Source organism: Flavobacterium tiangeerense (genome assembly GCF_007830355.1).
Classification (GTDB): Bacteria; Bacteroidota; Bacteroidia; order Flavobacteriales; family Flavobacteriaceae; genus Flavobacterium; species Flavobacterium tiangeerense.
On record NZ_VLKO01000009.1, the window covers coordinates 128,923 to 155,025 of the forward strand.

Here is a 26,103-nt window from a genome sequence, read left to right on the forward strand (position 1 = left end):
TAGAAAAATAATTTTAGGTAACCAAAGTTTTGATTTTCGCCCTTTTTTAGTGTTTATTTCTATTTTTAGGTAAACTTTATGAAACATTGCATCATAAAAAGTAGCTTTAATTTAGTTTAATCGTAATGATTTGGTAATGGTATTTGAAGAGTTTAAATATAATTTTATGAAAAATATATAAGGTATTTATGAAAGCAAAAATGATAACTATTGCGGCTGCATTGTCGCTATTTTTTTTAAGTTGTAGTTCAAATAAATTTATTGTTTGCGGCCACAGAGGTGCAATGGGACATGAAACCGAAAATACAATAGCCTCCATAAAAAAAGGAATTGATCTCAAAGCTGATATGCTTGAGATAGATGTGTTTAAAATAAAAACAGGTGAAATTGTAGTTTTTCACGATGATGATTTAGACCGATTGACAAATGCTAAAGGAAAGATTGAGAGTTATTCCTTTGACGAATTAAGAAAAGTACTTGTTGCGGGTAAACATCAAATTCCAACTCTTGAGGAAGTCATTACAACTATGAATAGAAAAGCAGTGCTCAACATTGAATTGAAAGGAGAAAATACGGCGGCAGATACCTACGCCATTATGGAAAACTTTAAAAAGCGTGGCTGGAGCAATAAAGATTTTTTTGTATCTAGTTTTAAAGTAAATGAATTAAGAAAAATGAGAAGTTTGACTAAGGATGTTTCTATAGGATTACTGACTTACAAAGATCCTATTGAAACTGTGATTCAGTTAGGAAAAGAATTAAATGCGCAAGCAATAAATCCTTATTTTAAAACCTTGACGCCAGAAAATGTTGCGATCATGAAAACTAATAATTTCAAGATTCTTCCTTGGACAGCAAATGAGCCTGCTGATATCAAGATGCTACAAGATTTAAAAGTGAGTGGAATCATCACTGATTTTCCCGAAAGGATTGTACGTTAAACTGAAATTTTTGAATGTAAAAGAAAGTCTGTTTTTTCAGGCTTTTTTTTGTGCCCATTCAAAACAGATAAAGGAATTATTTTTTCTGAATTATTTCGGCTAGCAACTTCTTGGCACGTAAAAGTTTAATTTTTACATTACTTAGTGGTTCATTCATTTTTAAAGCTATTTCTTGATAGCTCATTTCTTGAAAATAACGCAGCTGAATTACCTCTTGGTAATGAGGTTTTAATTCTTTAATACATTGTAATAAACGGGATAAGTTTTGTTCAGTGATCAATACATCCTCAGCAGACGGTGTAGTGTCAGCAATATTGTAAGCTTGATGATTTTCGTCTTCTGTAATTTCCACAAAAAGACTTAGTTTTTTCTTTCGTAATAAATCAATATGCACATTTTTTGCAATAGCTATTAACCAAGTATTGAATTGAAATTCAGTGTTGTAAGTGGCTAATTTATCAAATGCTTTTGAAAATGTTTCAATGGTAATGTCCTCGGCTGTAGTTTCATTTTCGGTTCTTTTTAACATGAACCCATAAACCTCATTCCAGTAGTGATTCAATAGAAAAGTAAAGGCAACTTGATCACCTTGTTTAGCTTTTTCTATTTGATTGTTTATTTCCACTGTGCTGGTTTTGAGAATAGATTAATGATAAAGATATTGATTTGGATCAAGATTAAGACAATTTCAACAATTGGAAACCAAAATTTTAAATCATGCTCATCAAGTTTCCTTGCAGATGAACCTATCATAATCCATGCCACGAGATAACGAAAGGCTATTAAACTGGTAACAATAATCCATTCAAATTGAAACGCAAGTAAAACAGCTGGTAATACTATGAATAATAATTGTGAACTATAAAAAACACCTAATTGAAATTGATCAAAAAAAGTATAATGGTTAGCAGTTGCAACATGCCTTCTTTTTTGTGATACCCAATCATTAAAGGAAGTTTTAGGTTTAGAAAGCGTAAAACTATCTGGCTCAAAGGCTATTGTAGTGTTTTTTGCTGTTGCAGCTTGATTTACAAATAAATCATCATCTCCTGAGCGAATGCGCATGTGCTCAATAAATCCGTTAACTTTAAAGAATTCGTCTTTTTTATACGCTAAATTTCTACCAACTCCCATGTACGGCTTTCCTAACTTAGCCCATGAAAAATATTGAATCGCTGTTAATAAGGTTTCGTATCGAATTATTTTATTCAGAAAGGAATTTGTAATTCGTTCGTATTTTCCATAACCCAAAACGATAGTTTTTTGCATGGTAAATTGTGCTGTCATGGTAGCTATCCAGTTTGTTGAGGTAGGATAACAATCCGCATCTGTAAATAATAAATAGTCTTTTGATGCTGCTTTGATGCCTAACGTTAAAGCGTATTTTTTATTTCCCCAAAAGGCTTCGTTGTTTTCTACTTTTACAAGTCGAATGTTTGAATATTGCTTTTCAAATTCTTCAAAAATATCTAGTGTTTTATCACTTGATGCATCATCAATTAGAACTATTTCAAAGTCAGGGTATTCTTGTGCTGCTAATAAGGGTATAAATTGTGCTACGTTTTCTTCTTCATTTTTAGCACAAACGATTACAGATACTGGAATTTTTTTTGGAGTACTCTTTTGATCTTTGGCGAAAGCAAAAACCCTGAAAACCCCTAAGTAAAAGAGTGTTTGGACGGCTACAATAAAAATAAAAAAGTAAAATAGTAATATAAGCATTTGTGTTTTATGAGTATTAATATTCGTTACAAGGCGTGTATAAATATGGCTGCAAAGGTATGAATAGAATCTCTAAATGTTAAATACTAATTGTAATTTTACAAAGAAATTAAATAGGACATTTTTTCATTTCAGTTGCAGTTGCAATGGCTTGTGGAGTATTTACTTTTTCTAACGCTTCAATAATGTTTTGATAATTTTTTCGGTCTCTATTTTGAGACATTTTCTTAGTAGCATTAATTTCTGTAATTTCAATCTCAAAGGCTACAATTCCCTTTGCTTGGCGCATTGTTTTTGCTGATAAATCTTCAATTCGAATTGGGTTTTCTGAACCTTTTTCATATTTGTCTACTAATTTTTTTAAGGATTCTACAGCTGCTTCGTGATCAATTATTTTGATTTTCCCATGTATTTGAACTGCAATATAATTCCAAGTTGGCACATTTTCATGATCGTACCACGAAGAAGATATGTAACTGTGAGGTCCTGAAAATACTGCTAAAACTTCGTCATTTTCTAAGAATCCTTTCCATTGTGGATTTTCTTTTGAAATATGACCGCACAAAATTTCTTTTCCTTCACTGTTAGTTTCTAGCTCTAATGGAATATGAGTAGCACACAGTTTACTATTAGACTGATTGATGAGTATACCAAAACTGTTTTCGTAAAGAAATTTTTTTATTTCTTCTGCATTTTCGTTTCTGTAAATATCAGGAATGTACATGGATTGATTTTATTTTATAGTTGATACTAATAAAGGAATTCGTGTATCATATAATGTTAACTTCTGCTTCAATACGAATTCCAAAAAGTTTAAACACGGTATCTTGAATTTCATGCGCTACATTTAATATCTCTTTTCCTGTAGCACTGCCATAATTTACAAGAACTAAAGCCTGGTTTTTATGCACACCTGCATCACCAAAACGTTTGCCTTTAAAACCTGCTTGCTCAATTAGCCAACCTGCGGGAACTTTAACCTCAGTATCTGAAATTTCATAGAATTTCATTTCAGGAAAGCGTTGGTGTATTTTTTCAAAATCAGATTTTAAAACTATTGGGTTTTTAAAAAAACTACCGCTGTTGCCAAGTTCTTTAGGATCTGGTAATTTACTTTGTCTGATAGTAATTACCGCATTACTAACGTCTACAAGAGTAGGATTTGTGATTTTTTTTTTGGCTAATTCACCTGAAATATCTCCGTATGAGATGTTTATTTTATGGTTTTTCTTGGTGAGTTTAAAAACTACGGATGTAATTACGAATTGATTTTTCACCTCATGTTTAAAAATACTTTCTCGATAACCAAAGTTACATTCATCCTTAGTGAACGTTTTAATTTCTTGGTTTTCAATGTTCATTGCTTCGCAATAAGCAAAAGTATCTTTTATCTCGGCACCATAAGCCCCAATATTCTGAACAGGAGTTGTACCTACATTACCCGGAATAAGGGACATGTTTTCTAATCCTCCAAAATCTTGGTTGATAGTCCATAGTACAAATTCATGCCAATTTTCACCTGCTTGACTCTCAACCCACACAAAGTCATCATTTTCATTGATGATTTTTTTGCCTTTTAAATCTACATGAATTACAAGAGCGTCAATGTCTTGTGTTAGTAGCATGTTGCTGCCCCCACCTAAAATAAATAGTTCAGTATTTTGATTCTGGTTTAATACTATTTCTAATTCTGCGACGGTATGTACAGCTATAAATCTTTTTGCGAAAGCATCAATGCCAAAAGTGTTGTGTTTTTTTAGTGAAAAGTGGGGAAGTATGTTCATGATGGTATGCTTTTTTCAAGTATTGTAACGAATGTCAAAAGTAAGTATTAAAATTTAGATGTGTATGTTCTCATCCAGATATGCATCATAAAAAGCGGCATTACATACGGAGTCATTCTCATATCTCCTTTTTGTAAATTAGAGATCAATTTTTGAATATTGATGTGATTAAAATAAGGCATTTGAAAGAGGTCACTTTTAGCAAAAAGTTCTATTTCTTCCTTAAAAGCATCACTGCTTGCCATGTATTTACCCCAAGGTGCACTTAAACCTACTTTTTTAAAGTTTAGAATTTCTTGTGGCAACTTTTTTTCCATTGATTTTTTTAAAATGAATTTCCATTTTTTTCCTGAAAACAACCATTTATCCTCTAATGAACCTATTCCAATGATAAGTCTTGGATCCAGAAAAGGTTCTCTACATTCAATTGATTCGCCCATTGTACAGCGGTCATTTCGATCCAATAGAGAGCACAAATAAGTATGCTGGTCAAAATAGAGTGCCTGTCTTCGGAGATTATTAGGGTAAATTGATTTTGCTTCCTCAAATATTTTCATTCGATATTCATTTATTGGAGGATTTTTTATGCCGAAATTTTTTGCAATGTCATTTGGATATATATTTGATCCATTAAAAATAACTAAATCGGAATTTGTATTAATTTGAGAATATCGACCCAGTTTTTCCAGTCTTGGTTTGTTATTAAAAAGCTCAAAATTGCTAATCATTGATATTGCATTTAACAAGGATGGATATTTTAAAGTTTTATAGCGTACGTAACCTCCCATTAATTCATCTGCTCCTTCACCAGATAAAAGTACTTTTACCTTGGGTTTTGCCATTTTAGACAGCGCTAAAATATGAGGTTCACTCAAATGTACAATGGGCTCATCTTGGTAATATGTAGCATTAATAAGGTTTTCATATAGATTTTCATCTTTTAATTTCATCGTGTGAAATTCATAATCAAACTTTGAGGCTAATCTTTTGGCTAGATGGGACTCATTATGCTCTGCTTCTTCAAAACCCATATTAAAGGTTTGTATTTTTTGATATTTTTGATCGTGTAAAGAAGCTAAAATTGATGATGAGTCTAGACCTCCACTTAATAATACACCCACGGGTACATCACTCACCATTCGTAAATTTATAGAATCGTTAAATGTTTCTTGAAACCATTCTATAGGTTTTTTAATTTGGTCTTGATTTTGAATTTCTGTCTTCAAGTCCCACCATTTTAAAATCTCTTTCTTACCGTTTTGATGTATAGTTAAGGAGTGACCTGGTAAAACTTTGTTAACATTCTGGTATAAGGTATTTTCACCAGCTACAAAACGATTGAATATATATTCCTCTAGTCCGTCAGAAGCTATTTTAAGTGGTACACCAGCAGTAAACAATGCTTTTTGTTCTGAAGCAAAAAATAATGATTCATTATGAAACGAATAGTATAGCGGTTTGACACCCATCCTGTCTCGTGCAAGTGTCAATTTTTTTTCTAGTCTATCCCAAATAGCAAAGGCAAATATTCCATTGAGTTTATTCAGCATTTTCAAGCCATGCAACTGAAATAGTTTCATTAACACCTCTGTGTCTGATGTGTTTTTTATAGTAAGCCCATTGTTTTTTAATTCGCTATAAAAGGATTTGTAATTATAAATTTCGCCGTTATAAACCATTATGTATCTTCCGTCTTCGGAGATGTAGGGTTGGTGTCCTGCGATAGTTAAATCTATAATGGATAATCTTCTATGTCCTAATCCGATATTTTTATCAATAAAAATTCCTTTGTCATCAGGTCCTCTATGTTCTAGTGAGTCTCTCATTTTAAGTAAGAGACGTTCATCTACCTTTTTTTGATTTTGTAAATGAAAGATTCCATTAATTCCACACATAATGAGTTATTTCTTGGCGTTTATTAGAGTATGGTATTTATTGGCAATTTCCTTCATATTTATTTTGTAATTAGCTTTTTGAGAGCAAAAATTGTAATTAATTTCGGTAGCGTTTTTAATGCTATTTGTGTTGTTGATGGTCCATAGAATTTCTTGAGCAAGCTTGTTATAATCCCCCACAGGTACTAGTTGTCCATTTTCTTTATTTTCAATATAATTTTTATTTCCAGGAATATCACTTACAATAGGATAGCAACGTGTGGCCATTGCTTCAAAAAGTGATGCCGAAACTCCTTCTGTAACAGGCATGCTAATATACAGATTCGCTTTTTTAAGGTAGTTAGGTAACTGTGTATTTAAAATTCTTCCAGTAAAATGTACTTTAGGAGCTATATTTAAATTTTGAGCTAGTTTTTTTAAATTTAAAAGCTCTTTGCCGTCACCTACAAATGTCAATTCAAAATCTATTTCTTTTTTATGTAAGATTCCAAAAGCTTTCAAAATGACATCATGCCCATACTCAGGACATAAGGAACGGGTGACAATAGCATTTATTTTGCCAGAAAAGGTTTTTTGTGGACAATTGAACTTTTCGAGATCAATACCCTTTGGTAAAACCAAAACTTTTTGCATGTCAATATTTGCTTTTTGCATGGATTGTGACATCACAGGACCCCAAGCATGGATTAAAGTTGCATGTTTAAAAGCGTATTTTTGCATTCTTTTTTTTATAGGGTACAAGATGGAATTTTTTGGCCATAAATCAGTGTAACCTTGTTGCGCAATTGCTACGGGTTTAATCCCGCATAAAACAGCCAGAAAACCATAGCTAGTAGTTCTTTCAGCAATAATCATATCTGGTTTTTCAATACGAATAATTTTTTTTACGTGTGGTAGTGCACAAGTGTATTCTAAAAGTCTTAGTAGTCTGTTTTTTATATTGTTACTAGGTTTTTTTAATTCCCAAGTAATGATTTCAAAGTCGCCAAATTCTTGTAGACCTCTAATCCAAGTGATAGCATCTGCGCGGTAGGTTTCACCTAAAAAAAGGATCTTTCGCTTTTTCATTTTATTCGGTCGTTAAGGCACGATTGATAAAATCATTTAGCGGTTTCAAAAGAATCAATTTTTGACAAATGGTTTCGGTAAAGTTCTCTTTTGCAGCGTCATGATAATCAATTTTATGTGATGATTCAAAACTTTTGAGTTTTAATAAATCAATTGCAGGATGGTCTTTATCATATCCACGTGGCGGATTTTTTAATAGGTCTTTTTCATTCCTGTCAAGGTCACCAAATTCTTTTTTGAATTTTTTCTCGGCCAGTATGGCTTCTAAATCTTCAAGAAAAAATGCAATTTCTCTTCGTATTTTTTTGACATCTTCAGCCTCTGGGCAGTACAAGCCTCCTGCTATAAAGCTACCGCTTTTTTCTAGATGAATGTAATAACCGGATCTATTATGACCTTTGGCACCAGATGAAATCCAGATGCCTAAATGGGATTTATAAGGTGTTTTGTCTTTAGAAAAACGAATGTCTCTATTGATTCTAAAAGTGCAATTTTTAACTTCAAGTAGTTCTAGACTTGGGTCTAATGGTTTTAGAGTGTCTAGCAAGTCAGCAACAAATCTTTTATAATCTGTCTTAAAAGCTTCGTATCGTTTTTTTTGATCCAAAAACCAATCTCTGTTATTATTGGCCTTTAAATCTTCTAGAAATTGAAGTGATTCTTTTGTGAGCATATACGTTATTGTATTTGTTTTTTTAGATCAACTTCCGTTATGTAGCCTGATTGTTGCCATTTTATTTTGGTTCCTTCATATAACAATAAAGTAGGGAGCTCACTAATTTTCAATTCACTCATTAGTGTTTTGTTTTTATCCGCGTCCAGCCTAATTATGGTAACGTTATTAGCAAGTTCAGTTTGCATAGTTTTAATATATGGCTCCATTTTTTTACATGGAGCGCACCACTCAGCATAGAAATTTAAGAGTACTTTTTTATCACTATTGGTGATTTTGTTGTACTCATCTCTAGTCATGCCTATCGCTTTATTACTTGTTTTTGCAAGTCCAGCGGCTTCCCATTTTAAGATCCCACCTTTCATTTCGTAGACTGTTGTAAATCCTAACTCATTTAGTTTTTCATGAGCACTTTGACTTCGACCTCCAGCTTTGCAGTAAATAAAAACAGGTTTTTTAGGGTCTAACTTGGCTACTTCTTTTTCAAAACTGGTACCAAGCCAGTCAATGTTGATGGCATTATCTAAATGATAAGATGAAAATTCTTGGGGTGTACGCACATCTATAATTTGAGCGTTTGGCGTTTGTTTTATTTTGTCACTAAAAATTTGAGCTTCAATGGTTTTTGTTTTAATAGCTTCTTGTCCGTTGCAAGAGGTAATTAATGTGGTACATGCCAGAATTACTAAGGTTTTAAATAGATTCATTTTATTTGGGGTAATTTGTGTTCTTCAAAAATACTTAATTTCTATTGGTTTTTGGGCTTTCGTAGCTATATTTTATAGTTTACCATGCACCAGAATTTAAAATGAATAAGACATGATTTAATGATTCATAAAAGAATCGTATTACTTATTTAAAAGTGTATGAATTTTAAAAAATAGTTCTTCCTTGTTTATTGGTTTTATCAAAATGTCATCTATTTGCAGCTCTTTCAGGTTTTCAGTATTCATATAGGAGTCACCTGTAATCACTAGGATTGGTACTTCGGCATTTTTATTAGGTATTTTTTTGATGTCTTCTACAAAGTCAAATCCAGAATATTCACTTATTTGTAAATCGGTAAGAATTAAGTCAGCTTCATTTGTTTTTAAATACGTTTTTGCCGACTCTACATCTTGAAAAGTGGTAGCTTTAAAGTGTATTTTTTCTATTAACTTTTTCAAAAGCAGCAATGTCATTGGGTCATCATCAACTACAACAACTTCTGTAGTTTTGTCTTTAAATTGGTTTAATAGTTTTGTTTCGCTAGTTTCTTGCTCCTCATTTGATGGTTCTAGCATCAGGAAGAACGAAATTTCAGTTCCAATATTTAGTTCGCTTTTTACTGATATTTCTCCCTTAAAGAGGGAAATAATATTTTTGCAAAGTGTGAGTCCAAGACCTGCTCCAAAACTTATTTGCTCTTGATGGGCTTTACTTTGGTAAAACTTATCAAAAATTTTATCTACTTCTTCAGCGGGAATTCCAGCTCCTGTGTCGGTAATTTTCACATCAAATCTATAATTTTCACCTATTTTTTGGAGGGCTGTAACTACTGTAATTGATCCTTTTTTGGTAAACTTTATTGCATTACCTATAATGTTGTAAAACAACTGGTGAATTTTAACATTATCTGCCCAAACACTTTCGTCTAGCTCTGTAGGAATGGAATATTTAATTTCGAGTTGCTTCAATTCAGCCAGCGCTTTTAAAGATTCTAAAATAGCACTGACCTCTGTTTTTAAGTTCATCTTGGTATTATACAGGAGTAATGTATTGTTTTCATTTTTAAAAAAATCCAAAATTTGACTTACTGTTATTTGCAAGGAGTTAGCAGTAAAATACAAGGAGTCAATTGGTGAGTTTAATGAAGGGTCTGTGTTTGAATTTTTAATTTTTCTAGAAAAGTTTGAAATAATATTCAATGGCGCTCTCATTTCATGGCTAATCATTCCAATTAGTTGATTCTTTTTGTCTAGATTAATTTCGGCATTTTGTCTTAGGATGTTCAAATTCTTTTCAAGTATGAAAGAGTAGATGGTGTACAATAGCAGTAGAAAAGTGATGATGCTTATGGCAATTAATAAGTTAAAAATAAATTGTTTCTTTTCAACTAGTTTAGAATTGTATTCCTTTATGTTCTGCAAGTATTCTATTTTATTCAACTCTTGAGCTGAACTAGAATAAATCAAGACAATTTCTTGACTTTTTGTTAATATGTTTTTATTAATTTTAATGAGTTCGTTGTCTTTTTCTTTGAGTGCAAAATGAACTTTTTGCAATTTAGACACTTCGTTTTTGTAATAATTCTCAGTAACCTGAAAAATATTTTTCAATTGCTCTTCAAAGGAACCTGCTTTTTCTTGGTTGTTAAAAACCATTTTTATAACAGATTTCACTTCCTCTTTGTCAACATCATTTTTACCAGCAATAGCATTTCCAAGTCTGCCAAAAAAACCTTTCTTTTTTGTTACAACGGCTGTTTTTGTAGTATCGTAACTGATTGAACTTAGAACTTTTTCATAATTGTATGATTTTAATTTGAAATTTAAATCATTTGGAGATGTTTTATTAAGATTTGAATTCATGATGGCGTCAAACTCATTACGCAGTTTTCCCATATCACTTTCTAATCCTAATTTTGATTTAATGATGGTTTTGAAAGCAACATTTTTTTGAGTCAAGCTGCTTAGTTTTTCAAGATCATTAATCATCTTTTTTATGGCTTCTTGATATTTTATATACCGTTGCGTTGAATTGGTATTTAAATATTCATTGAAGGCATTATTAGCTTCAAAATAACTTTTTATAGCTTCATTAGACAAGGTCAAAGCTTCATTGGGCTTTGCAAGAGCATCAATTGAGTTATAAATGTTATTTTGGATTTTTGTTTCAGAATACCAAAAATTAAATGCTACAATTTGCAAAGCAATGATAGAAATAAAAAGAAATATGTGGACTATTTTTCTATTTTTAATAGGAATCATTTCGTTTGATTTTGGTTCGTAATAAGTTTATAGATTAAAAATTTTATAAGACTGATGCGTAGACTTTACAATGGCCTCTGTTCGGTCTGAATGTGTGTCTGTTATGAATAATTGTCCAAAAGTAGCACTATTTACCATTTCGATAATTTTACTAACTCTACTTTCATCAAGTTTGTCAAAAATATCATCAAAAAGTAAAATGGGTTTCACACCACTTTGTTTTTTTAAAAATTCAAATTGAGCCAGTTTTAATGCAATCAAAAATGATTTTTGCTGTCCTTGTGAACCAAATTTTTTAATGGGATGCTCGTCAATTTGAAAAACTAAATCGTCTTTATGGATGCCTACACTAGTATATTGTAGTGCTCTGTCTTTTGTAATGCTTTCTTCTAGCAAGGATAAAAAACCTTTTTGGGATAAGTGACTTTCATAGAGCAACTGAACGGTTTCCTCTGATCCAGTGATTGCTTTGTGATGAGCAATAAAAATAGGTAGAAATTGAGCTACAAAATCTTTTCGTTTTTCAAAAATCGAATTCCCTAATCCAGTTAATTGTTCATTATAGATAGAAAGGGTATCTGCATCGTAGACATGATTGAGAGCAAAATATTTAAGCAAAGCATTGCGTTGGCTTATTACCTTATTATAATGTATTAATTCCTGGAGGTAGTGCGCATCCAGTTGAGATATTACACTGTCCATAAATTTCCTCCTAGTTTCACTACCTTCCACAATCAAATCTCTATCTGCGGGCGAAATGATAACAAGTGGTATAAAACCGATGTGGTCTGAAAATTTGTCGTAATTCTTACCGTTGCGTTTGAGTATTTTTTTTTGTCCTTTTTTTAGGCTACAAACTATTTGCTCCGTTCTTTCATTTTTTTCAAATTCAGCATCAATGACAAAAAATTCCTCACCGTGTTTGATATTTTGAACCGCTAGTGGGTTAAAATAACTTTTGCCATAAGACAAATGATAAATTGCATCCAGAACATTGGTTTTGCCAATGCCGTTTTTACCTACAAAACAATTTATTTTATGGTCAAAATCAAAGCTTGCCTCTGAAAAATTTTTATAATTGAAGAGCGAAATTTTTTTTAAATACATGAGAAAGTCTTGCTACAAAGGCGATCAAGGTTTTTGGAAAGGAGTTTTTTATAAGGGTGCAAATTATTGAAAAATATCCACATAACCCGCTTTTGTAGTTTTTCAATTTTGAAATATTTTATCAAAAGTGAATCGTACCAATACAACTTTATTTTTTTTTAATATTAAATCCTTTTTTTTATGTGGGTTTGAATAAAAATTTTATTTTTGCGATTCACTAAATTAAATTTAAATGGCAACTTATAATAAAAGAGGATATAAAGCACCAAAAGAAAAAGAAGTAAAAGAAGAAGCGGTAGAAGCAGTAGTTATTGATGAAAAAGACAGTACCACAGCCGAAGTATTTTCTAAATTAGATGAAACCGCATCAAGAACTGAAGACTTTGTTGCTAAAAATCAAAAAGTTATTATAGGACTAGTTGCTGCAGCTGCAATTGTAACACTTGGTTATTTAGCATACCAACGTTTAATTGCTGCTCCTGCACAAGAAGAAGCTGCCAATGAAATGTTTGTGGCACAACAAAATTTTCAAAAAGCGACTGATGGAGTTTCAAGTGACTCGTTATATAAATTGTCTTTAAACGGATCTGAAGGGAAATTTGGTTTCCTAAAAATTGCTGACGAATATTCTGGCACTGATGCAGGAAATCTAGCTAATTACTATGCAGGTATTGCTTATTTAAATACTGGGAAATACACTGAAGCAATTGATTATTTATCAAAATTCAAATCAGAGGATATCATGTTAAGCGCTCTTGCAAAAGGTGCTATTGGTGATGCTTATGCTCAAAAAAACCAACCAAAAGAGGCTCTTGAAAATTACATCAACGCAGCTGGAACTAACAAAAACGATTTTATAACTCCTCGTTTTTTATTAAAAGCTGGTAAAGTAGCTCTTACATTAGGTAACAAAGCTGATGCATTGAAATATTTTACAGATATCAAAGAAAATTACGAATCATCTCCAGAGGCTGCATCTGTTGATGTTTTAATTGGTCTGTCTCAATAAAAATAAAAAGTACACAGGTTGCAGGATACCGTTTTGAGAAACTGTATATTGCAACTTAATACTGAAATCTAAAATAAGATGGCTACCGAGAATAAAAATTTATCTGAATACGACAAAAACGCGATACCAGATGCGAAAAATTTTCGTTTTGGAATTGTTGTCGCAGAATGGAATGAGAACATAACTGAGGGATTATTCAATGGAGCGTTTACCGCTTTAGTTGAGAATGATGTTCCCGAAACAAATATTATTCGATGGAACGTTCCAGGAAGTTTTGAACTTATTTATGGTTCAAAGAAAATGTTACAAACACAAAACGTGGATGCAGTAATCGCAATTGGGTGTGTAATTCAAGGGCAAACAAAACATTTTGATTTTGTATGCGAAGGGGTTACTCAAGGAATTAAAGACTTAAACATTCAAACCGATATTCCTGTGATTTTTTGTGTACTTACAGATAATACCATGCAACAGTCTATTGACAGAAGCGGTGGTATTCATGGTAACAAAGGAACAGAAGCTGCTATTGCTGCTATTAAAATGGCATACATTCGTCAACAAGCATCATTAAATAGTACTTTTAAGAACCAACAATTCTTGTCTTCAGGTACCTTACAAATAGAGAATTTACCACTAGGATTAACAGAATAAAGAAATAATAATTTTTTCAAAAAAAGCCTATACTTTAATCATTGTATAGGTTTTTTTAGTTTAATTTATGAGTGTTTTTACTGTATTACCTTTGTAAAATCACTAAATTTGTACAACTTGGTTTTGAACCAAAAACCATTTTTTAAATCTAATTTTTTTTAATGTCGAGTATTATACAATTGCTGCCTGATCATGTTGCAAATCAAATTGCAGCGGGAGAGGTTGTTCAACGTCCTGCATCAGTAGTAAAAGAACTTTTGGAAAATGCAGTAGATGCACGGGCTACAGATATCAAGTTAATCATTAAAGATGCTGGTAAGGCGCTTGTACAAGTGATTGATAATGGTTTAGGAATGAATGTAACTGACGCTCGCTTGTGTTTTGAACGTCATGCTACTTCAAAGATACGTCAAGCCGAAGATTTGTTTTCCTTGTTTACCAAAGGGTTTAGAGGCGAAGCATTAGCATCCATTGCTGCTATTGCTCATGTTGAAATGAAAACACGTCAAGAACAGGATGAGTTAGGACATCACATCATTATTGAAGGAAGTAAATTTATAGCGCAGGAGCTTGCTGTTTTACCACAAGGAACTTCATTTGCAATCAAAAACTTGTTTTTTAATATTCCGGCTAGGAGAAATTTTTTGAAATCAGATACTGTGGAATACCGCCATATTGTTGATGAATTTCAACGAGTAGCATTGGCTCACCCTAATATTCAATTTACTTTTTACCACAACGGAAGCGAAATGTTTAATTTGCCTCCAGCTACGTTAAGACAACGTATTGTGTCTATATTTTCGGGAAAAACAAATGAAAAATTGGTTCCCGTTCAAGAGGAAACTGATATTGTTACTATTCAAGGATTTGTAAGTAAACCTGAATTTGCAAAAAAGAGTAGGGGCGAACAGTTTTTCTTTGTTAATGATCGTTTTATAAAAAGCGGATACTTACATCATGCAGTTATGGCTGCCTATGATGGAATCTTGAGAGACGGAGCGCAACCGAGTTATTTTTTATACCTAACGGTACCGCCAAACACAATTGATATTAATATACATCCTACTAAAACTGAGATTAAATTTGATGATGAGCATGCTTTATACGCCATTCTTCGTGCTTCTATAAAACACAGTTTAGGACAATTTAATGTAGCTCCAGTTTTGGATTTTGATAGAGACTCAAATCTGGATACGCCTTATCATTACAAAGATTTATCTGGCGAGGTTCCATCAATTCAAGTTGACGGCACTTTTAATCCTTTTTCTAACGAAACTCCTAGCAAACAATTTTCTAGTTATAAAAAACCAGAAAGCACTTCAAAATGGGACAGTTTGTATGTCGGTTTAAAACAAGATGTTTTTGATATAGAGCAAGTAACGTTTGAAAACGAGGAAGTCACATCGTCACTTTTTAACGATGAAGAAGTGGAGCATGCGGTGCATAAAACCTATCAAATTCATAAAAAATACATTGTATCGTCTATCAAATCAGGAATGGTAATTGTTGATCAGCAGCGTGCACACCAACGCGTTTTGTATGAGCAGTTTTTGGTAAATATGACGGTACAACAAGCATCAAGTCAGCAACTATTGTTTCCTTTAAATTTGTTTTATTCGTCAAGCGAAATGGAAATTATCACTGAGTTGCAACAAGCGCTAAAAAATACCGGTTTTGTTTTTGAAGATAACAATTCAGATCATATTGTAATATCTGGAATACCCGTAAACATCACCGAGAGTGAAGTTTCTATAGTTTTAGAACAATTAATAAGTGATCTTCAAGATGGAATTCCTGAGAGCAGTTTTAGTCAAAACGATACTATTGCCAAGTCAATGGCTAAGAGTTTAGCCGTAAAAACAGGAACGCATCTTACAGAAAAGGAACAGGAAAATTTAGTTAACGGACTTTTTGCGTGCAAAGATCCAAATGTGTCGCCATTTCATAAACCCACTTTCATCACTATGCGTGTGGAAGATTTAGATAAAAAATTTGCAGTATGAGAAACGTAACCGAAGTTGTTAAGCAATTAATTATTGTTAACATTCTATTTTTTATAGGGACATACCTTTTAGGAGATGTAGTTTATAAAGCCTTGGCTTTATTTTTTCCAGAGAATCCTAATTTTCAGTATTGGCAACCACTATCCCACATGTTTATGCACGGCGGTGTCATGCACATTTTTTTCAATATGTTTGCTTTGTATTCTTTTGGATCAGCTTTGGAGCAAATATGGGGCGGGAAAAAGTTTTTGTTTTTTTATATTTCTTGTGGTTTAGGTGCGGCTTTGTTGCATACGGGTGTTAATTATTATTATTTTAATGATGCTATTACTACCTTGACAGCAAATGGCTTTAATAAGCAAGATATTTTACAGCTTTTAAATGAAGGTAAAATTAATGCTTTGCAGCAGTATATGAATGCCTCTGATTTTTCTAATTTTATAAGTGCATATGCTGGTAGGGCTGTGGGAGCATCAGGAGCAATTTACGGAATAATTGTTGCTTTTGCATTTATGTTTCCTAATGCTGAACTGGCGCTTATGTTTATTCCAGTACCTATTAAAGCTAAATATTTTGTTCCAGGATTAGTTCTTGTTGATTTATATTTGGGAATCTCAGGTAAATCTATTTTTGGCGGCGGCGGAATAGCACATTTTGCGCATGTGGGTGGAGCGCTTTTTGGCTTTATAATGATGTGGTATTGGAAAAAAAAACAGTTTAATAAAAACCGCTGGAATTAATACAACACAGATCGAGTATATTTTTAATAGGCACAAAAGAATTGGTATATGAATGTTATTGATGATTTGAAATTGCAATACAAAATGGGAGGAATTGTTATTCGTCTTATTTTTTGGAATATCGCTTTATTTGTGATTCCTTTTTTAGTTTTTTTTCTATTATCTAAAATGGGAATAACAATTGATTATTTACAATATGTAAGCTTATCATCAAACCCCACTGTTTTTATAAGCCAGCCTTGGACTATTTTGAGCTATGCTTTTTTTCATACTGGAATCATGCATATTCTTTTTAATTTATTAGTTCTTAATTTTGCAGGAAGATTATTCATGACTTATTTTACAGGCAAGCAGTTGTTTGGCTTGTATGTTTTGGGAGCTATTTTTGCTGGAATAGTGTATGTTTTGGTTTTTTATATTTTGGCAATAGATGCGCCTATTGTTGGGGCCTCTGCGGCTATAATGGCTATTTTGGTTGCTGTTGCTACATACAATCCATTGATGGAGCTCCGAATGTTGATATTTGGAACCGTAAAGCTTTGGCACGTTACAGCTGTTATTGTTTTTATTGATTTAATGCAATTGCGTTCCGGTAATATGGGTGGGCATATTTCACATCTTGCAGGAGCTTTATTTGGTTTTTTATTCATTAAACTACTTGAAAATGGGACTGATCTAAGTAAAATAATTTCAGGTTTTATAGATTTTTTCCAAAATCGATTCAAAAAAAACAATGCTACTCCTTTTAAAAAAGTGTATAAATCGCATCAAAAACCAGCACCAAAAACAGTTTCTAAAATTGTTGTAAAAGATAATAATCAGCAGCAAATAGATCAAATATTGGATAAAATAAGTCAATCTGGTTATGATAGTCTATCTCAAAACGAAAAAGAATTCCTTTTTAAAGTAGGAAAATAATCTGAATTAAATTGTATATTGTAACTAGTATTTAAAAGTGTAAGTATGAGAAATCTTTCTTGGTTTAATAAAGGTATGTTTCTACTCAATATAGTCCTAACAGTGGTGACTTTTATTGCTTATATTTTACCTTTCTTGGCCCCGAAATCTTTCCCGTTATTGTCAGTTCTCACGTTATTCATGCCTTTGTTCTTTGTTTTAAATACCTTGTTTTTTTTCTATTGGACCTTACAATTTAAAAAACAATTGATTGTTTCTGGAATTGTATTATTAATAGGGATTACATTTATAAATAAGTTTTATAAATTTTCAAGTGTTGAATTGCCTAAAGTAGAACAAGATTTCACCATCATGAGCTACAATGTTAGACTCTTAAACGTTTTTAAATGGATCGAACGTGATGATGTACCTGGTGATATTTTGAATTTTATAAATGAAAAAAACCCTGATATATTGTGTATTCAAGAGTTCTCATCAACTGCTGGAATAGATTTAAAGGTATATCCACACCGCTATATTTTTACCGAAGGAAACCAAATCAAAACGGGTCAAGCTATTTTTTCGAAGTTTCCTATAATAGATCATGGCAATATTATATTTCCTAAATCCAGTAATAACGTTATTTACGCAGATATCAAGAAGGGTAAAGATATTATTAGGGTATATAACATGCACTTACAATCTATTAAAATTTCTCCTGACGTAAATGAAATCGATGAAAATATAGATGCTATTAATCAGAATAAATCTCAAAAACTTTTTATTCGAATCAGTAAGGCATTTAAACAACAACAGCAACAAGCTGAGCAGTTTCGAGAGCATAAGTTAAAGTGTACTTATCCAGTAATCATTTGTGGTGATATGAATAATAGTGCATTTTCTTATGTGTATAGGAGTATAAAAGGGAAAATGAAAGACAGTTTTGAAGAGGCAGGTCAGGGTTTTGGTGAAACCTATAAGTTTAGATATTATCCAGCAAGGATTGACTATATTTTTGCTGATGAAAGAATGCAGGTGAAAAAATTCGAAAACTTTTCTAATTTTATAAATTCAGATCATTTCCCTATCATGGCACGTTTATCCTATGAATAGATTATGTTTGGTATTAAACGAATTTTTTTTGGGATGTTCGTGGTAACAGATTATAATGTCTGATTTCTCAAATAATCCACAGTAAACTTACCTTCATTGAATAGTAAATCTAAAATGCTTAAATTATTCAAAAAGCCATGTTTGTCATCAAAAACTTGTTGATAAGGTTCAAATTGCGATTGGTCTTTTTTTCCGTTTACCAATGTTCTGTAATCCAAAATAAGTTCTGGATTGGTCTCCAGTAAATAACTTGTTGTTTTTGAATAATCCATTTTCATGCGCATACACTTGGATAATAATTCCAACACTTCAAAGTTTAAATCCATCAGGAAATCATGCTTTTTTTCGAAAAAGGGTTGTAAATCATCTTCAAAAAACTCAAAAAAAGGAGAGCTTCTATATGCTGCCTCTAAGGATTTGAAATGCTGTTTTTGCCAATCAAAATCATTTTCTATTCGAATGTCTTTTGTTTTTTGATGGCTTATTTTAGTATGTTTTATAGGGATATTCAAAAGTTGAATTCCATTTGGACTATAAATGTAAGTTCTATTTCTGTTGGTTTGCTTTTGAAAATTATCTTCTACCTCATAAAGTACTGATTCAGCTTTTGCAATGGCTACAAAATGGCTTATGGATGGGAAATAGGTGGGGTGTATGATAATATTCATGATGTTGTAATATATTAGCGTTTAGAGTTTTAATTTCTACTAAACGCTAGTTTTTTTTATTTAAACTTTGTTTGTTTTTCTTTTTTTCCAAAAATAATCTCCTATGAAAAATACAACTAGTCCTATTAGGAATAATTGAAAATAAGATTGAGGTTGTCCTTCACCACTCACAGTTGTAAAAACTCTATCCCAACGAATTTTGTTGATTCCTTTACCGTTAGGATCTATACTTAACCATATAAATATTGGTTTACCTACAATATGATTTTCTGGAACAAATCCCCAGTATCTACTGTCTTCAGAGTTGTTTCGGTTGTCTCCCATCATCCAGTAGTAATTTTGCTTAAAAGTATACTCTTTAGCAATTTTACCATTGATACGAATTTCTGTACCGTTTACTTGCAACTTATTGTTCTCGTAATCGTCAATAATCGTTTTGTAGAAAGGTAGGTTTTCAATATTTAAAGCAACAGTTTTTCCTTGTTCCGGAATGTAAATAGGTCCGTAATTGTCACTATTCCATTTTTTGAGGTGAGGAAAAACTCCTTTGCCAAAATTAGCTTGGTCAACTCCAGTCGCAATTTGTTTGATAACCGCTGTTATACCTGGAGTGTTTTTTAAAACTTGTGCACCAGCATCGGTCAATGCACTTAGGTAAATGGTATCTCTCTTAGCTTCGTTAGTAAAAAAGGCTCTATCTGTAATGTCTAGTTCTTTGAAAATATATTCAAGATCAATTGGCGTCTTTCCATCAAGCGCTACTTTGTATGAAAATTGCGGTTTCGCTCGTTCTGGTAATTGAAGGATCTTACCGTCAATATACACATCACCATTCACAATAGAAAGGTTGTCACCAGGAACACCTACGCATCTTTTTACATAATTTGATTTTTTATCAATTGGTTTGTAGGCTCTTCTTTTTGAGGTATCAAAAAATTTATAAACGGTGTCAACTGGCCAGTTAAAAACTACAATATCAGTTCGTTTGATGTTTTGTATCCCAGGCAATCTCAAGTATGGCAATTGTGGCCATGACAAGTATGATTTTTTGTGTGTTAATGGGATAGAGTCATGAACCATAGGAAGCGCTACAGTTGTCATAGGTACTCTTGCGCCATAGTTCATCTTACTTACAAAAAGAAAATCACCTACTAGCAATGATTTTTCTAATGACGGAGTTGGAATAGTATAAGGCTGGATTGCATACGTATGAACTAATGTTGCTACTACCACAGCAAATAGTATAGAGCTGATAGTGTCAGCTGTTTTGTTTTGAGGCATTACACTTCTATCAGCTATATATTCTAGTTTTTGAGTATAATTAATATAATAGATATAAAAACCTAATGTGATTATCCCTAAGAAAGTATCTAAGGAAGATTTTTTACCAAAACTTCTTAAAGTTTCAATCCAAATTACTGGGAATAAGATTAAGTTGATTATCGGGATAAAGAGTAAAACTGTCCACCATGTAGGTCTACCTATTATTTTCATTAAAACGATTGCGTTATAAACAGGAATAGCTGCTTCCCATTTTTTTCGTCCCGCACTTTCATATAATTTCCAAGTTCCTAAAAAGTGAATTATTTGTACCAGTAAGAAAAATACAAACCATTGATATACAGTCATAGTCTTTTAATTTTGTTTAATTATTGTGATGCAATTTCACAAAGAGAATAATGTTTGTTTTTATTTTAAATCTAATACATCTTTCATAGAGAAAATCCCTTGTTTTCCTACTATCCACTCTGCCGCGATAACTGCTCCAAGTGCAAATCCATCTCTGTTGTGTGCCGTGTGTTTTATTTCGATGCTATCAACTGTAGAATTATACTGTACGGTGTGCGTTCCAGGAACGGTTCCTATTCTTTTAGCATCAATGTATATTTCACCTTGATTAGGATTGTCTAAAGTCCATTTTGTGTATGAACTATTCTCCATAATTCCTTTGGCTAAAGAAATAGCAGTACCGCTAGGTGCATCTAGTTTTTGGGTATGGTGAATTTCTTCCATGCTTACTTGGTAACTGTCAAATTTTGACATCATTTTGGCGAGGTATTCGTTCAACTCAAAAAAGATGTTTACTCCTAAACTAAAATTAGAACTAGAAATCAAGGCACCTTTCGTTTCAAGGCAAAGTGCTTCAATTGTACTGTAATGTTCTAGCCATCCTGTGGTTCCTGAAATTACAGGAACATTGGTGTGAAAACAAGTCGAAATATTTTCAACAGCTGCTGACGGTACACTAAAATCAATGGCTACATCAGCAGTTGAAAGTCCTTCAAAAGTGCTTGTTTCCTCTTTTCTTAATACGATTTCATGACCTCGTTCCAAAGCAATTTTTTCAATCACTTGGCCCATTTTTCCGTATCCTAGTAATGCAATTTTCATTGTAATATTTTATAATTTAAAGCCAAATGAACTTTGACAATTTTATTTTTTGCTTGCTGTAATAACTTAGTTTAATTGAGATACTAAATTATTTATAATTCAAGCAGACTTATTTTTTTATTGATGAAAAATCAATTCAATTTTCTCTTTCAAAAAGTATAATTAATAGTTAGTCCCGCATTTGTCTTGAACGTTACATCATTTTGATAAATAGCGGGGCGTAGTGATAAGTTTTCATCAACATTAAACTGCAATAAAGCAGCATCAACATTGGCATCAATAATGTTTAAAGCATAAAAAGCAAGTGTGACTAATGCAGATAAATCTCTATTACGCTGGTAAAATTTTTGCCCTGCAATCAATCTGTTGTTGTCAAGAAATTCTAAATCTTCAGTTACAACACCTTCTAGGCGTCTTTTATAAGCCGTTCTGTATTGTCTGTACTTTTTATTATTATCCGCATAAAAGTATACACTTGTACCTATGGCGCCATAAACAAGTGGAATTTTCCAGTATTTTTTATTGTAAGCTTGACCTAAACCAGGTAGTACTGCCGAAAAAAAAGCAGCTTTTGCAGGTGTAAGCGGGTCAATATTTGACGTTTTCAAGGTATCCTTCGCTATGAGTTCAGTATTGTTTTTGGTTTGTGCAAAAACAGAGCTGAAATTCATTAACATGAGAATGAAGATAATGAAAAATGATTTAAACACTAGTCGTTTATTAATTTAATGATTCTTTTAAAATCTTCTTCAGAGTGAAAAGGAATGGTTATTTTACCTTTTCCGCCGCCTGTTACTTTCACGTCTACTTTGGTACCAAAATAATTAGTAAAGGTATTTTTATGAGCATCCTCAACCTCAAACGAAGTAGCTTTTGGTTTTCCTTCAGGTTTTGGTTTTAGGCTCTCTTGATAATTTTTTACCAATGCCTCGGTATCGCGCACCGATAAATTTTGGCTAACAATTTTTTGATAAATATCAGCCTGAATATCTTGGTTTTCAATATTGATTATGGCTCTACCATGACCCATACTTATGAATCCATCTCTAATCCCTGTTTGAATGATAGGATCAAGTTTCAACAAGCGTAAATAATTAGCAATAGTAGATCTTTTCTTCCCTACACGGTCACTCATTTGTTCTTGTGTAAGTTGGATTTCATCTATCAATCTTTGGTAAGATAAGGCAATTTCAATAGGGTCTAAGTCATGACGTTGAATGTTTTCAACCAATGCCATAACCAGTGATTCATTGTCGTTTGCAATACGAATGTAAGCAGGAACTGTAGTAAGTCCTACAAGTGTAGAAGCTCTAAGACGACGCTCTCCAGATATAAGCTGGAATTTATTAAAATCTAGTTTACGTACAGTAATAGGCTGGATAACACCCAATTCTTTTATAGAAGTAGCTAGTTCTCTCAATGATTCCTCATTAAAATTACTTCGGGGTTGAAACGGATTTATTTCGATTGCAGCAATTTCAAGCTCAATAATATTCCCAACAACCTTATCGGCATTTTTATCATCAACAGATTTGATATCGTTTTCTGGATCTTTCAATAACGCGGATAATCCTCTTCCTAAGGCTTGTTTTTTAATTGCTTGTGCCATAAAATTATTTACTATTTTTCTTTATGATTTCTTGTGCAAGGTGAAGGTAGTTTACAGCACCTTTACTTGTTGCATCATAATTAATTATGCTTTCGCCAAAACTAGGCGCTTCACTCAATTTTACATTTCTTTGAATGATGGTTTCAAAAACCATGTCATTAAAATGTTTTTGAACTTCTTCAACAACTTGGTTAGATAAACGCAAACGTGAATCAAACATAGTTAACAAAAGTCCCTCAATATCTAAATCTGGATTGTGTATTTTTTGAATACTTTTTATGGTATTTAACAACTTACCCAATCCTTCCAGAGCAAAATATTCGCATTGAATAGGAATAACAACAGAGTCTGATGCCGTCAAAGCATTAAGTGTTAACAATCCTAATGATGGTGCACAGTCAATGATAATGAAATCGTATTCATCTTTTACGCTAGCCAATGCTTTTTTAAGCATGTATTCTCTATTTTCTTTATCAACAAGTTCTATTTCTATAGCAACAAGGTCAATGTGAGAAGGAATAACGTCAACATTGGGAGCAGAGCATTTAATAACTGCTTCTTGCGGAGTATGGCTGTGCTCTAAAATTTGATACGTGCCTATTTCTACTGATTCAACATCTATCCCAAGTCCGGATGATGCATTAGCTTGAGGATCAGCATCAATAAGTAAAACCTTTTTTTCTAATACACCTAATGCAGCTGCAAGATTAACTGATGTTGTAGTTTTGCCAACTCCTCCTTTTTGATTAGCAATCGCGATGATTTTGCCCATTTGTTTTTCTAAATTTTGAACCGTAAAAATACGATTATTTATGGTTTTTGAAAATCTATTTTGTTAACAATCGTCAAACCACAATTTGCATGATGTTACTTGTGTTTAAAATTTTAGTTTAATTTTTTCATTTAAAAGCTATTCCAGCTGTTCGCTACAAGGTCTTGCTGTTGCCTCTGCTTTTTTACAGCCCTAAAAGGAGCTTCTTTTAGTCGCTCTTTTAGGACAAAAAAAGCAAGATGCACCTAGCGCAACGCTTTTCGCTACCATAGGGGCTTTGGTTTTCCCATCCAGAAAAAATTTTTCTATAATTCATCTTCTTTTTTTTAATAGAATAACATTTTTCATATTTTGCAAAAATACTTGTGTAAGATAAAAAGAGTTGTATCTTTGCACCCGCTTTCGGGGTGTAGCGTAGCTCGGTTATCGCGCCTGCTTTGGGAGCAGGAGGTCGCAGGTTCGAATCCTGCCACCCCGACAAAAGCCGAACGATATCGTTCGGCTTTTTTTATTTTCAAAAGTTGAGTTTTAAGTTAATATCCTATTTTTCGAAAACTCAAGAAATGTATTATGTTGGTTATAATTCTATATTTTTAGAAGTAAGACTCGGATAAACCATTTTCTATTGTTTGCAACAAATGTCAACTTAATATTTAACAATATCTATAAGTGCTTGAAAAACATTTAGTTAATATGAAGTTTTTAGTTTTAGCTTATTTTCTTCTTATTTGCACTAGAAGGATTTTTTTATTACCAAATAATTAAAACTGATGTAGTACTTTATTACGTACTGTAATAAAAGCTTATTTTTGTACCAGAAAATTTTAATAATCACACCATGTCAGATACGATCGAAAAAATTAAATGCCTTATTATAGGTTCAGGGCCTGCAGGATATACTGCAGCAATTTACGCAGCAAGAGCTAATATGTACCCAGTTTTATATCAAGGAATGCAACCAGGCGGACAGTTGACTACAACAAATGAAGTAGAGAACTGGCCAGGTAATCCAGAAGGAATTACAGGACCAGAAATGATGGTAGGTTTACAAGCTCAAGCTCAGCGTTTTGGAGCTGACGTTCGTGACGGTTGGGCTACAAGAGTTGATTTCTCTGGAGATATTCACAAAGTTTGGATTAACGAAACTAAAGAGTTACACTGTGAAACCGTGATCATTTCAACTGGTGCTTCGGCTAAATATTTAGGCTTACCATCAGAGCAACATTACTTAAAAATGGGTGGTGGTGTTTCTGCATGTGCTGTTTGTGACGGCTTTTTCTACAGAAACCAAGAGGTAGTAATAGTAGGAGCTGGAGATTCAGCTTGTGAAGAGGCGCACTATTTGTCTAAACTTTGTAAAAAAGTAACTATGTTAGTGCGTAGCGAAAAATTTAGAGCTTCAAAAATTATGGAGGAGCGCGTACGCAAAACAGAAAATATCACGATTTTGATGAACCACGATACTGTAGAAGTACTTGGGGATGAACAAGTAGTTACAGGTGTAAAAGCGTTAAACAAAACTACAGGTGAAACTTTTGAAATTCCAGCAACTGGATTTTTCGTTGCCATTGGTCACAAACCGAATACAGATATTTTTAAAGAGTTTATTACACTCGATGAAACAGGATATATTGTTAACACGCCAGGTTCTGCACTTACAAATGTTGCAGGTGTTTTTGTAGCTGGTGATGCTGCAGATCATGTATACCGTCAGGCTATAACAGCAGCAGGAACAGGTTGTATGGCTGCACTGGATGCCGAAAGATATTTGGCAGCAAGAGAATAACAACTATCCAATATTCAAAAAAAGTCTCTTTTATTTCAAAAGAGACTTTTTTTTTTTGAATCATTCTTCTGCTTAAAATCTGGATCATTTTAGCTATTCAGTCTATCGTTAACTTGCACAAGGTGTTACAGACCTAACAGGTTTTAAAAACCTGTTAGGTCTCAAACGATCACCCGCTGCCCTGGTTTGTCCAAATTCTTTAGTACTCGATTCGATTGAATTCCTACTTCCATAGAAAAATAGAGCAAAGTATTTGCAACGCGGGAAAGTAAGATAAAGCAATTGGTAAACAAGTAAGCCTCCCG

At 32.7% G+C, this 26,103-nt stretch carries 24 protein-coding genes and 1 tRNA gene; 9 read left to right on the forward strand and 16 right to left on the reverse strand.

Going from position 1 to position 26,103, the window contains the following annotated elements:
- The first annotated feature begins 188 nt into the window (after nt 1-188).
- Nucleotides 189-941 carry a glycerophosphodiester phosphodiesterase gene (locus IQ05_RS11820; RefSeq protein WP_144893218.1) on the forward strand — a complete coding sequence of 251 codons (753 nt, stop codon included), beginning with the start codon at nt 189-191 and terminating at the stop codon, nt 939-941.
- A gap of 76 nt (nt 942-1,017) precedes the next feature.
- On the opposite strand, the gene IQ05_RS11825 is transcribed toward IQ05_RS11820, so the two are convergent.
- From IQ05_RS11825 to recF, 10 genes are all read right to left on the reverse strand, one after another.
- Nucleotides 1,018-1,566 carry an RNA polymerase sigma factor gene (locus IQ05_RS11825; protein ID WP_144893220.1) on the reverse strand — a complete coding sequence of 183 codons (549 nt, stop codon included), beginning with the start codon at nt 1,564-1,566 and terminating at the stop codon, nt 1,018-1,020.
- Nucleotides 1,557-2,663, reverse strand: a complete 1,107-nt coding sequence (locus tag IQ05_RS11830; RefSeq protein ID WP_144893222.1) for a glycosyltransferase — start codon at nt 2,661-2,663, stop codon at nt 1,557-1,559. Before IQ05_RS11830 ends, IQ05_RS11825 begins: the two co-directional genes overlap by 10 nt.
- Nucleotides 2,664-2,772: 109 nt before the next feature.
- Entirely contained in the window at nt 2,773-3,387 is a 615-nt protein-coding gene (locus IQ05_RS11835; RefSeq protein WP_144893223.1) for an FMN-binding negative transcriptional regulator, read from the reverse strand.
- Between the two features lie 46 nt (nt 3,388-3,433).
- Nucleotides 3,434-4,447: a UDP-N-acetylmuramate dehydrogenase gene (murB, locus tag IQ05_RS11840; protein ID WP_144893225.1), complete on the reverse strand. Its 1,014-nt coding sequence runs from the start codon at nt 4,445-4,447 to the stop codon at nt 3,434-3,436.
- A 47-nt stretch (nt 4,448-4,494) separates the two neighbouring features.
- On the reverse strand, nt 4,495-6,342 hold the full coding sequence (gene asnB, locus IQ05_RS11845; protein WP_144893227.1) for an asparagine synthase (glutamine-hydrolyzing): 1,848 nt from the start codon (nt 6,340-6,342) through the stop codon (nt 4,495-4,497).
- 6 nt (nt 6,343-6,348) lie between these two features.
- A complete protein-coding gene (locus tag IQ05_RS11850) occupies nt 6,349-7,410 on the reverse strand; it encodes a glycosyltransferase family 4 protein (RefSeq protein WP_144893229.1) in 1,062 nt (353 codons plus the stop codon).
- 1 nt (nt 7,411) lies between these two features.
- Complete coding sequence (locus tag IQ05_RS11855) at nt 7,412-8,083, reverse strand: DUF2461 domain-containing protein (protein WP_144893231.1); 672 nt, start codon at nt 8,081-8,083, stop codon at nt 7,412-7,414.
- A gap of 5 nt (nt 8,084-8,088) precedes the next feature.
- Nucleotides 8,089-8,790, reverse strand: coding sequence for a thioredoxin domain-containing protein (locus tag IQ05_RS11860; protein WP_144893233.1), 702 nt, complete (start codon nt 8,788-8,790; stop codon nt 8,089-8,091).
- Nucleotides 8,791-8,931: 141 nt separating this feature from the next.
- A complete protein-coding gene (locus tag IQ05_RS11865) occupies nt 8,932-11,052 on the reverse strand; it encodes an ATP-binding response regulator (RefSeq protein ID WP_144893235.1) in 2,121 nt (706 codons plus the stop codon).
- 27 nt (nt 11,053-11,079) lie between these two features.
- Entirely contained in the window at nt 11,080-12,159 is a 1,080-nt protein-coding gene (gene recF, locus IQ05_RS11870; protein WP_144893237.1) for a DNA replication/repair protein RecF, read from the reverse strand.
- Nucleotides 12,160-12,391: 232 nt separating this feature from the next.
- Between recF and IQ05_RS11875 the strand changes: the two genes are divergently transcribed.
- The 6 genes from IQ05_RS11875 to IQ05_RS11900 all read left to right on the forward strand — a co-directional run bounded on the left by IQ05_RS11875 (nt 12,392) and on the right by IQ05_RS11900 (nt 18,572).
- Nucleotides 12,392-13,168, forward strand: a complete 777-nt coding sequence (locus IQ05_RS11875) for a tetratricopeptide repeat protein (protein ID WP_144893239.1) — start codon at nt 12,392-12,394, stop codon at nt 13,166-13,168.
- Between the two features lie 78 nt (nt 13,169-13,246).
- The gene (gene ribH / locus IQ05_RS11880; RefSeq protein ID WP_144893241.1) at nt 13,247-13,819 is read left to right on the forward strand and encodes a 6,7-dimethyl-8-ribityllumazine synthase; all 573 of its coding nucleotides are present in this window, start codon (nt 13,247-13,249) and stop codon (nt 13,817-13,819) included.
- A 161-nt stretch (nt 13,820-13,980) separates the two neighbouring features.
- Nucleotides 13,981-15,822 carry a DNA mismatch repair endonuclease MutL gene (gene mutL / locus IQ05_RS11885; protein ID WP_144893243.1) on the forward strand — a complete coding sequence of 614 codons (1,842 nt, stop codon included), beginning with the start codon at nt 13,981-13,983 and terminating at the stop codon, nt 15,820-15,822.
- Nucleotides 15,819-16,562, forward strand: coding sequence for a rhomboid family intramembrane serine protease (locus IQ05_RS11890; RefSeq protein WP_144893245.1), 744 nt, complete (start codon nt 15,819-15,821; stop codon nt 16,560-16,562). Before mutL ends, IQ05_RS11890 begins: the two co-directional genes overlap by 4 nt.
- A gap of 48 nt (nt 16,563-16,610) precedes the next feature.
- Nucleotides 16,611-17,480 carry a rhomboid family intramembrane serine protease gene (locus IQ05_RS11895; protein WP_144893247.1) on the forward strand — a complete coding sequence of 290 codons (870 nt, stop codon included), beginning with the start codon at nt 16,611-16,613 and terminating at the stop codon, nt 17,478-17,480.
- A 45-nt stretch (nt 17,481-17,525) separates the two neighbouring features.
- Complete coding sequence (locus IQ05_RS11900; RefSeq protein WP_144893248.1) at nt 17,526-18,572, forward strand: endonuclease/exonuclease/phosphatase family protein; 1,047 nt, start codon at nt 17,526-17,528, stop codon at nt 18,570-18,572.
- A gap of 50 nt (nt 18,573-18,622) precedes the next feature.
- Here IQ05_RS11900 and IQ05_RS11905 read toward each other — a convergent pair whose 3' ends face one another.
- From IQ05_RS11905 to IQ05_RS11930, 6 genes are all read right to left on the reverse strand, one after another.
- Complete coding sequence (locus IQ05_RS11905) at nt 18,623-19,240, reverse strand: WbqC family protein (RefSeq protein WP_144893250.1); 618 nt, start codon at nt 19,238-19,240, stop codon at nt 18,623-18,625.
- 60 nt (nt 19,241-19,300) lie between these two features.
- The gene (gene lepB / locus IQ05_RS11910; protein WP_144893252.1) at nt 19,301-20,869 is read right to left on the reverse strand and encodes a signal peptidase I; all 1,569 of its coding nucleotides are present in this window, start codon (nt 20,867-20,869) and stop codon (nt 19,301-19,303) included.
- Between the two features lie 60 nt (nt 20,870-20,929).
- On the reverse strand, nt 20,930-21,631 hold the full coding sequence (dapB, locus tag IQ05_RS11915; protein ID WP_144893254.1) for a 4-hydroxy-tetrahydrodipicolinate reductase: 702 nt from the start codon (nt 21,629-21,631) through the stop codon (nt 20,930-20,932).
- Nucleotides 21,632-21,780: 149 nt separating this feature from the next.
- Nucleotides 21,781-22,308, reverse strand: a complete 528-nt coding sequence (locus IQ05_RS11920) for a DUF5683 domain-containing protein (RefSeq protein WP_394345204.1) — start codon at nt 22,306-22,308, stop codon at nt 21,781-21,783.
- A 32-nt stretch (nt 22,309-22,340) separates the two neighbouring features.
- The gene (locus IQ05_RS11925; protein ID WP_144893256.1) at nt 22,341-23,240 is read right to left on the reverse strand and encodes a ParB/RepB/Spo0J family partition protein; all 900 of its coding nucleotides are present in this window, start codon (nt 23,238-23,240) and stop codon (nt 22,341-22,343) included.
- 4 nt (nt 23,241-23,244) lie between these two features.
- Nucleotides 23,245-24,012, reverse strand: coding sequence for a ParA family protein (locus IQ05_RS11930; RefSeq protein ID WP_144893258.1), 768 nt, complete (start codon nt 24,010-24,012; stop codon nt 23,245-23,247).
- Nucleotides 24,013-24,415: 403 nt separating this feature from the next.
- Here IQ05_RS11930 and IQ05_RS11935 point away from each other — a divergent pair.
- Both IQ05_RS11935 and trxB read left to right on the forward strand, forming a co-directional pair.
- A tRNA-Pro gene (locus IQ05_RS11935) sits at nt 24,416-24,490 on the forward strand.
- A gap of 360 nt (nt 24,491-24,850) precedes the next feature.
- Entirely contained in the window at nt 24,851-25,798 is a 948-nt protein-coding gene (gene trxB / locus IQ05_RS11940) for a thioredoxin-disulfide reductase (RefSeq protein ID WP_144893260.1), read from the forward strand.
- Nucleotides 25,799-26,103 lie beyond the last annotated feature (305 nt).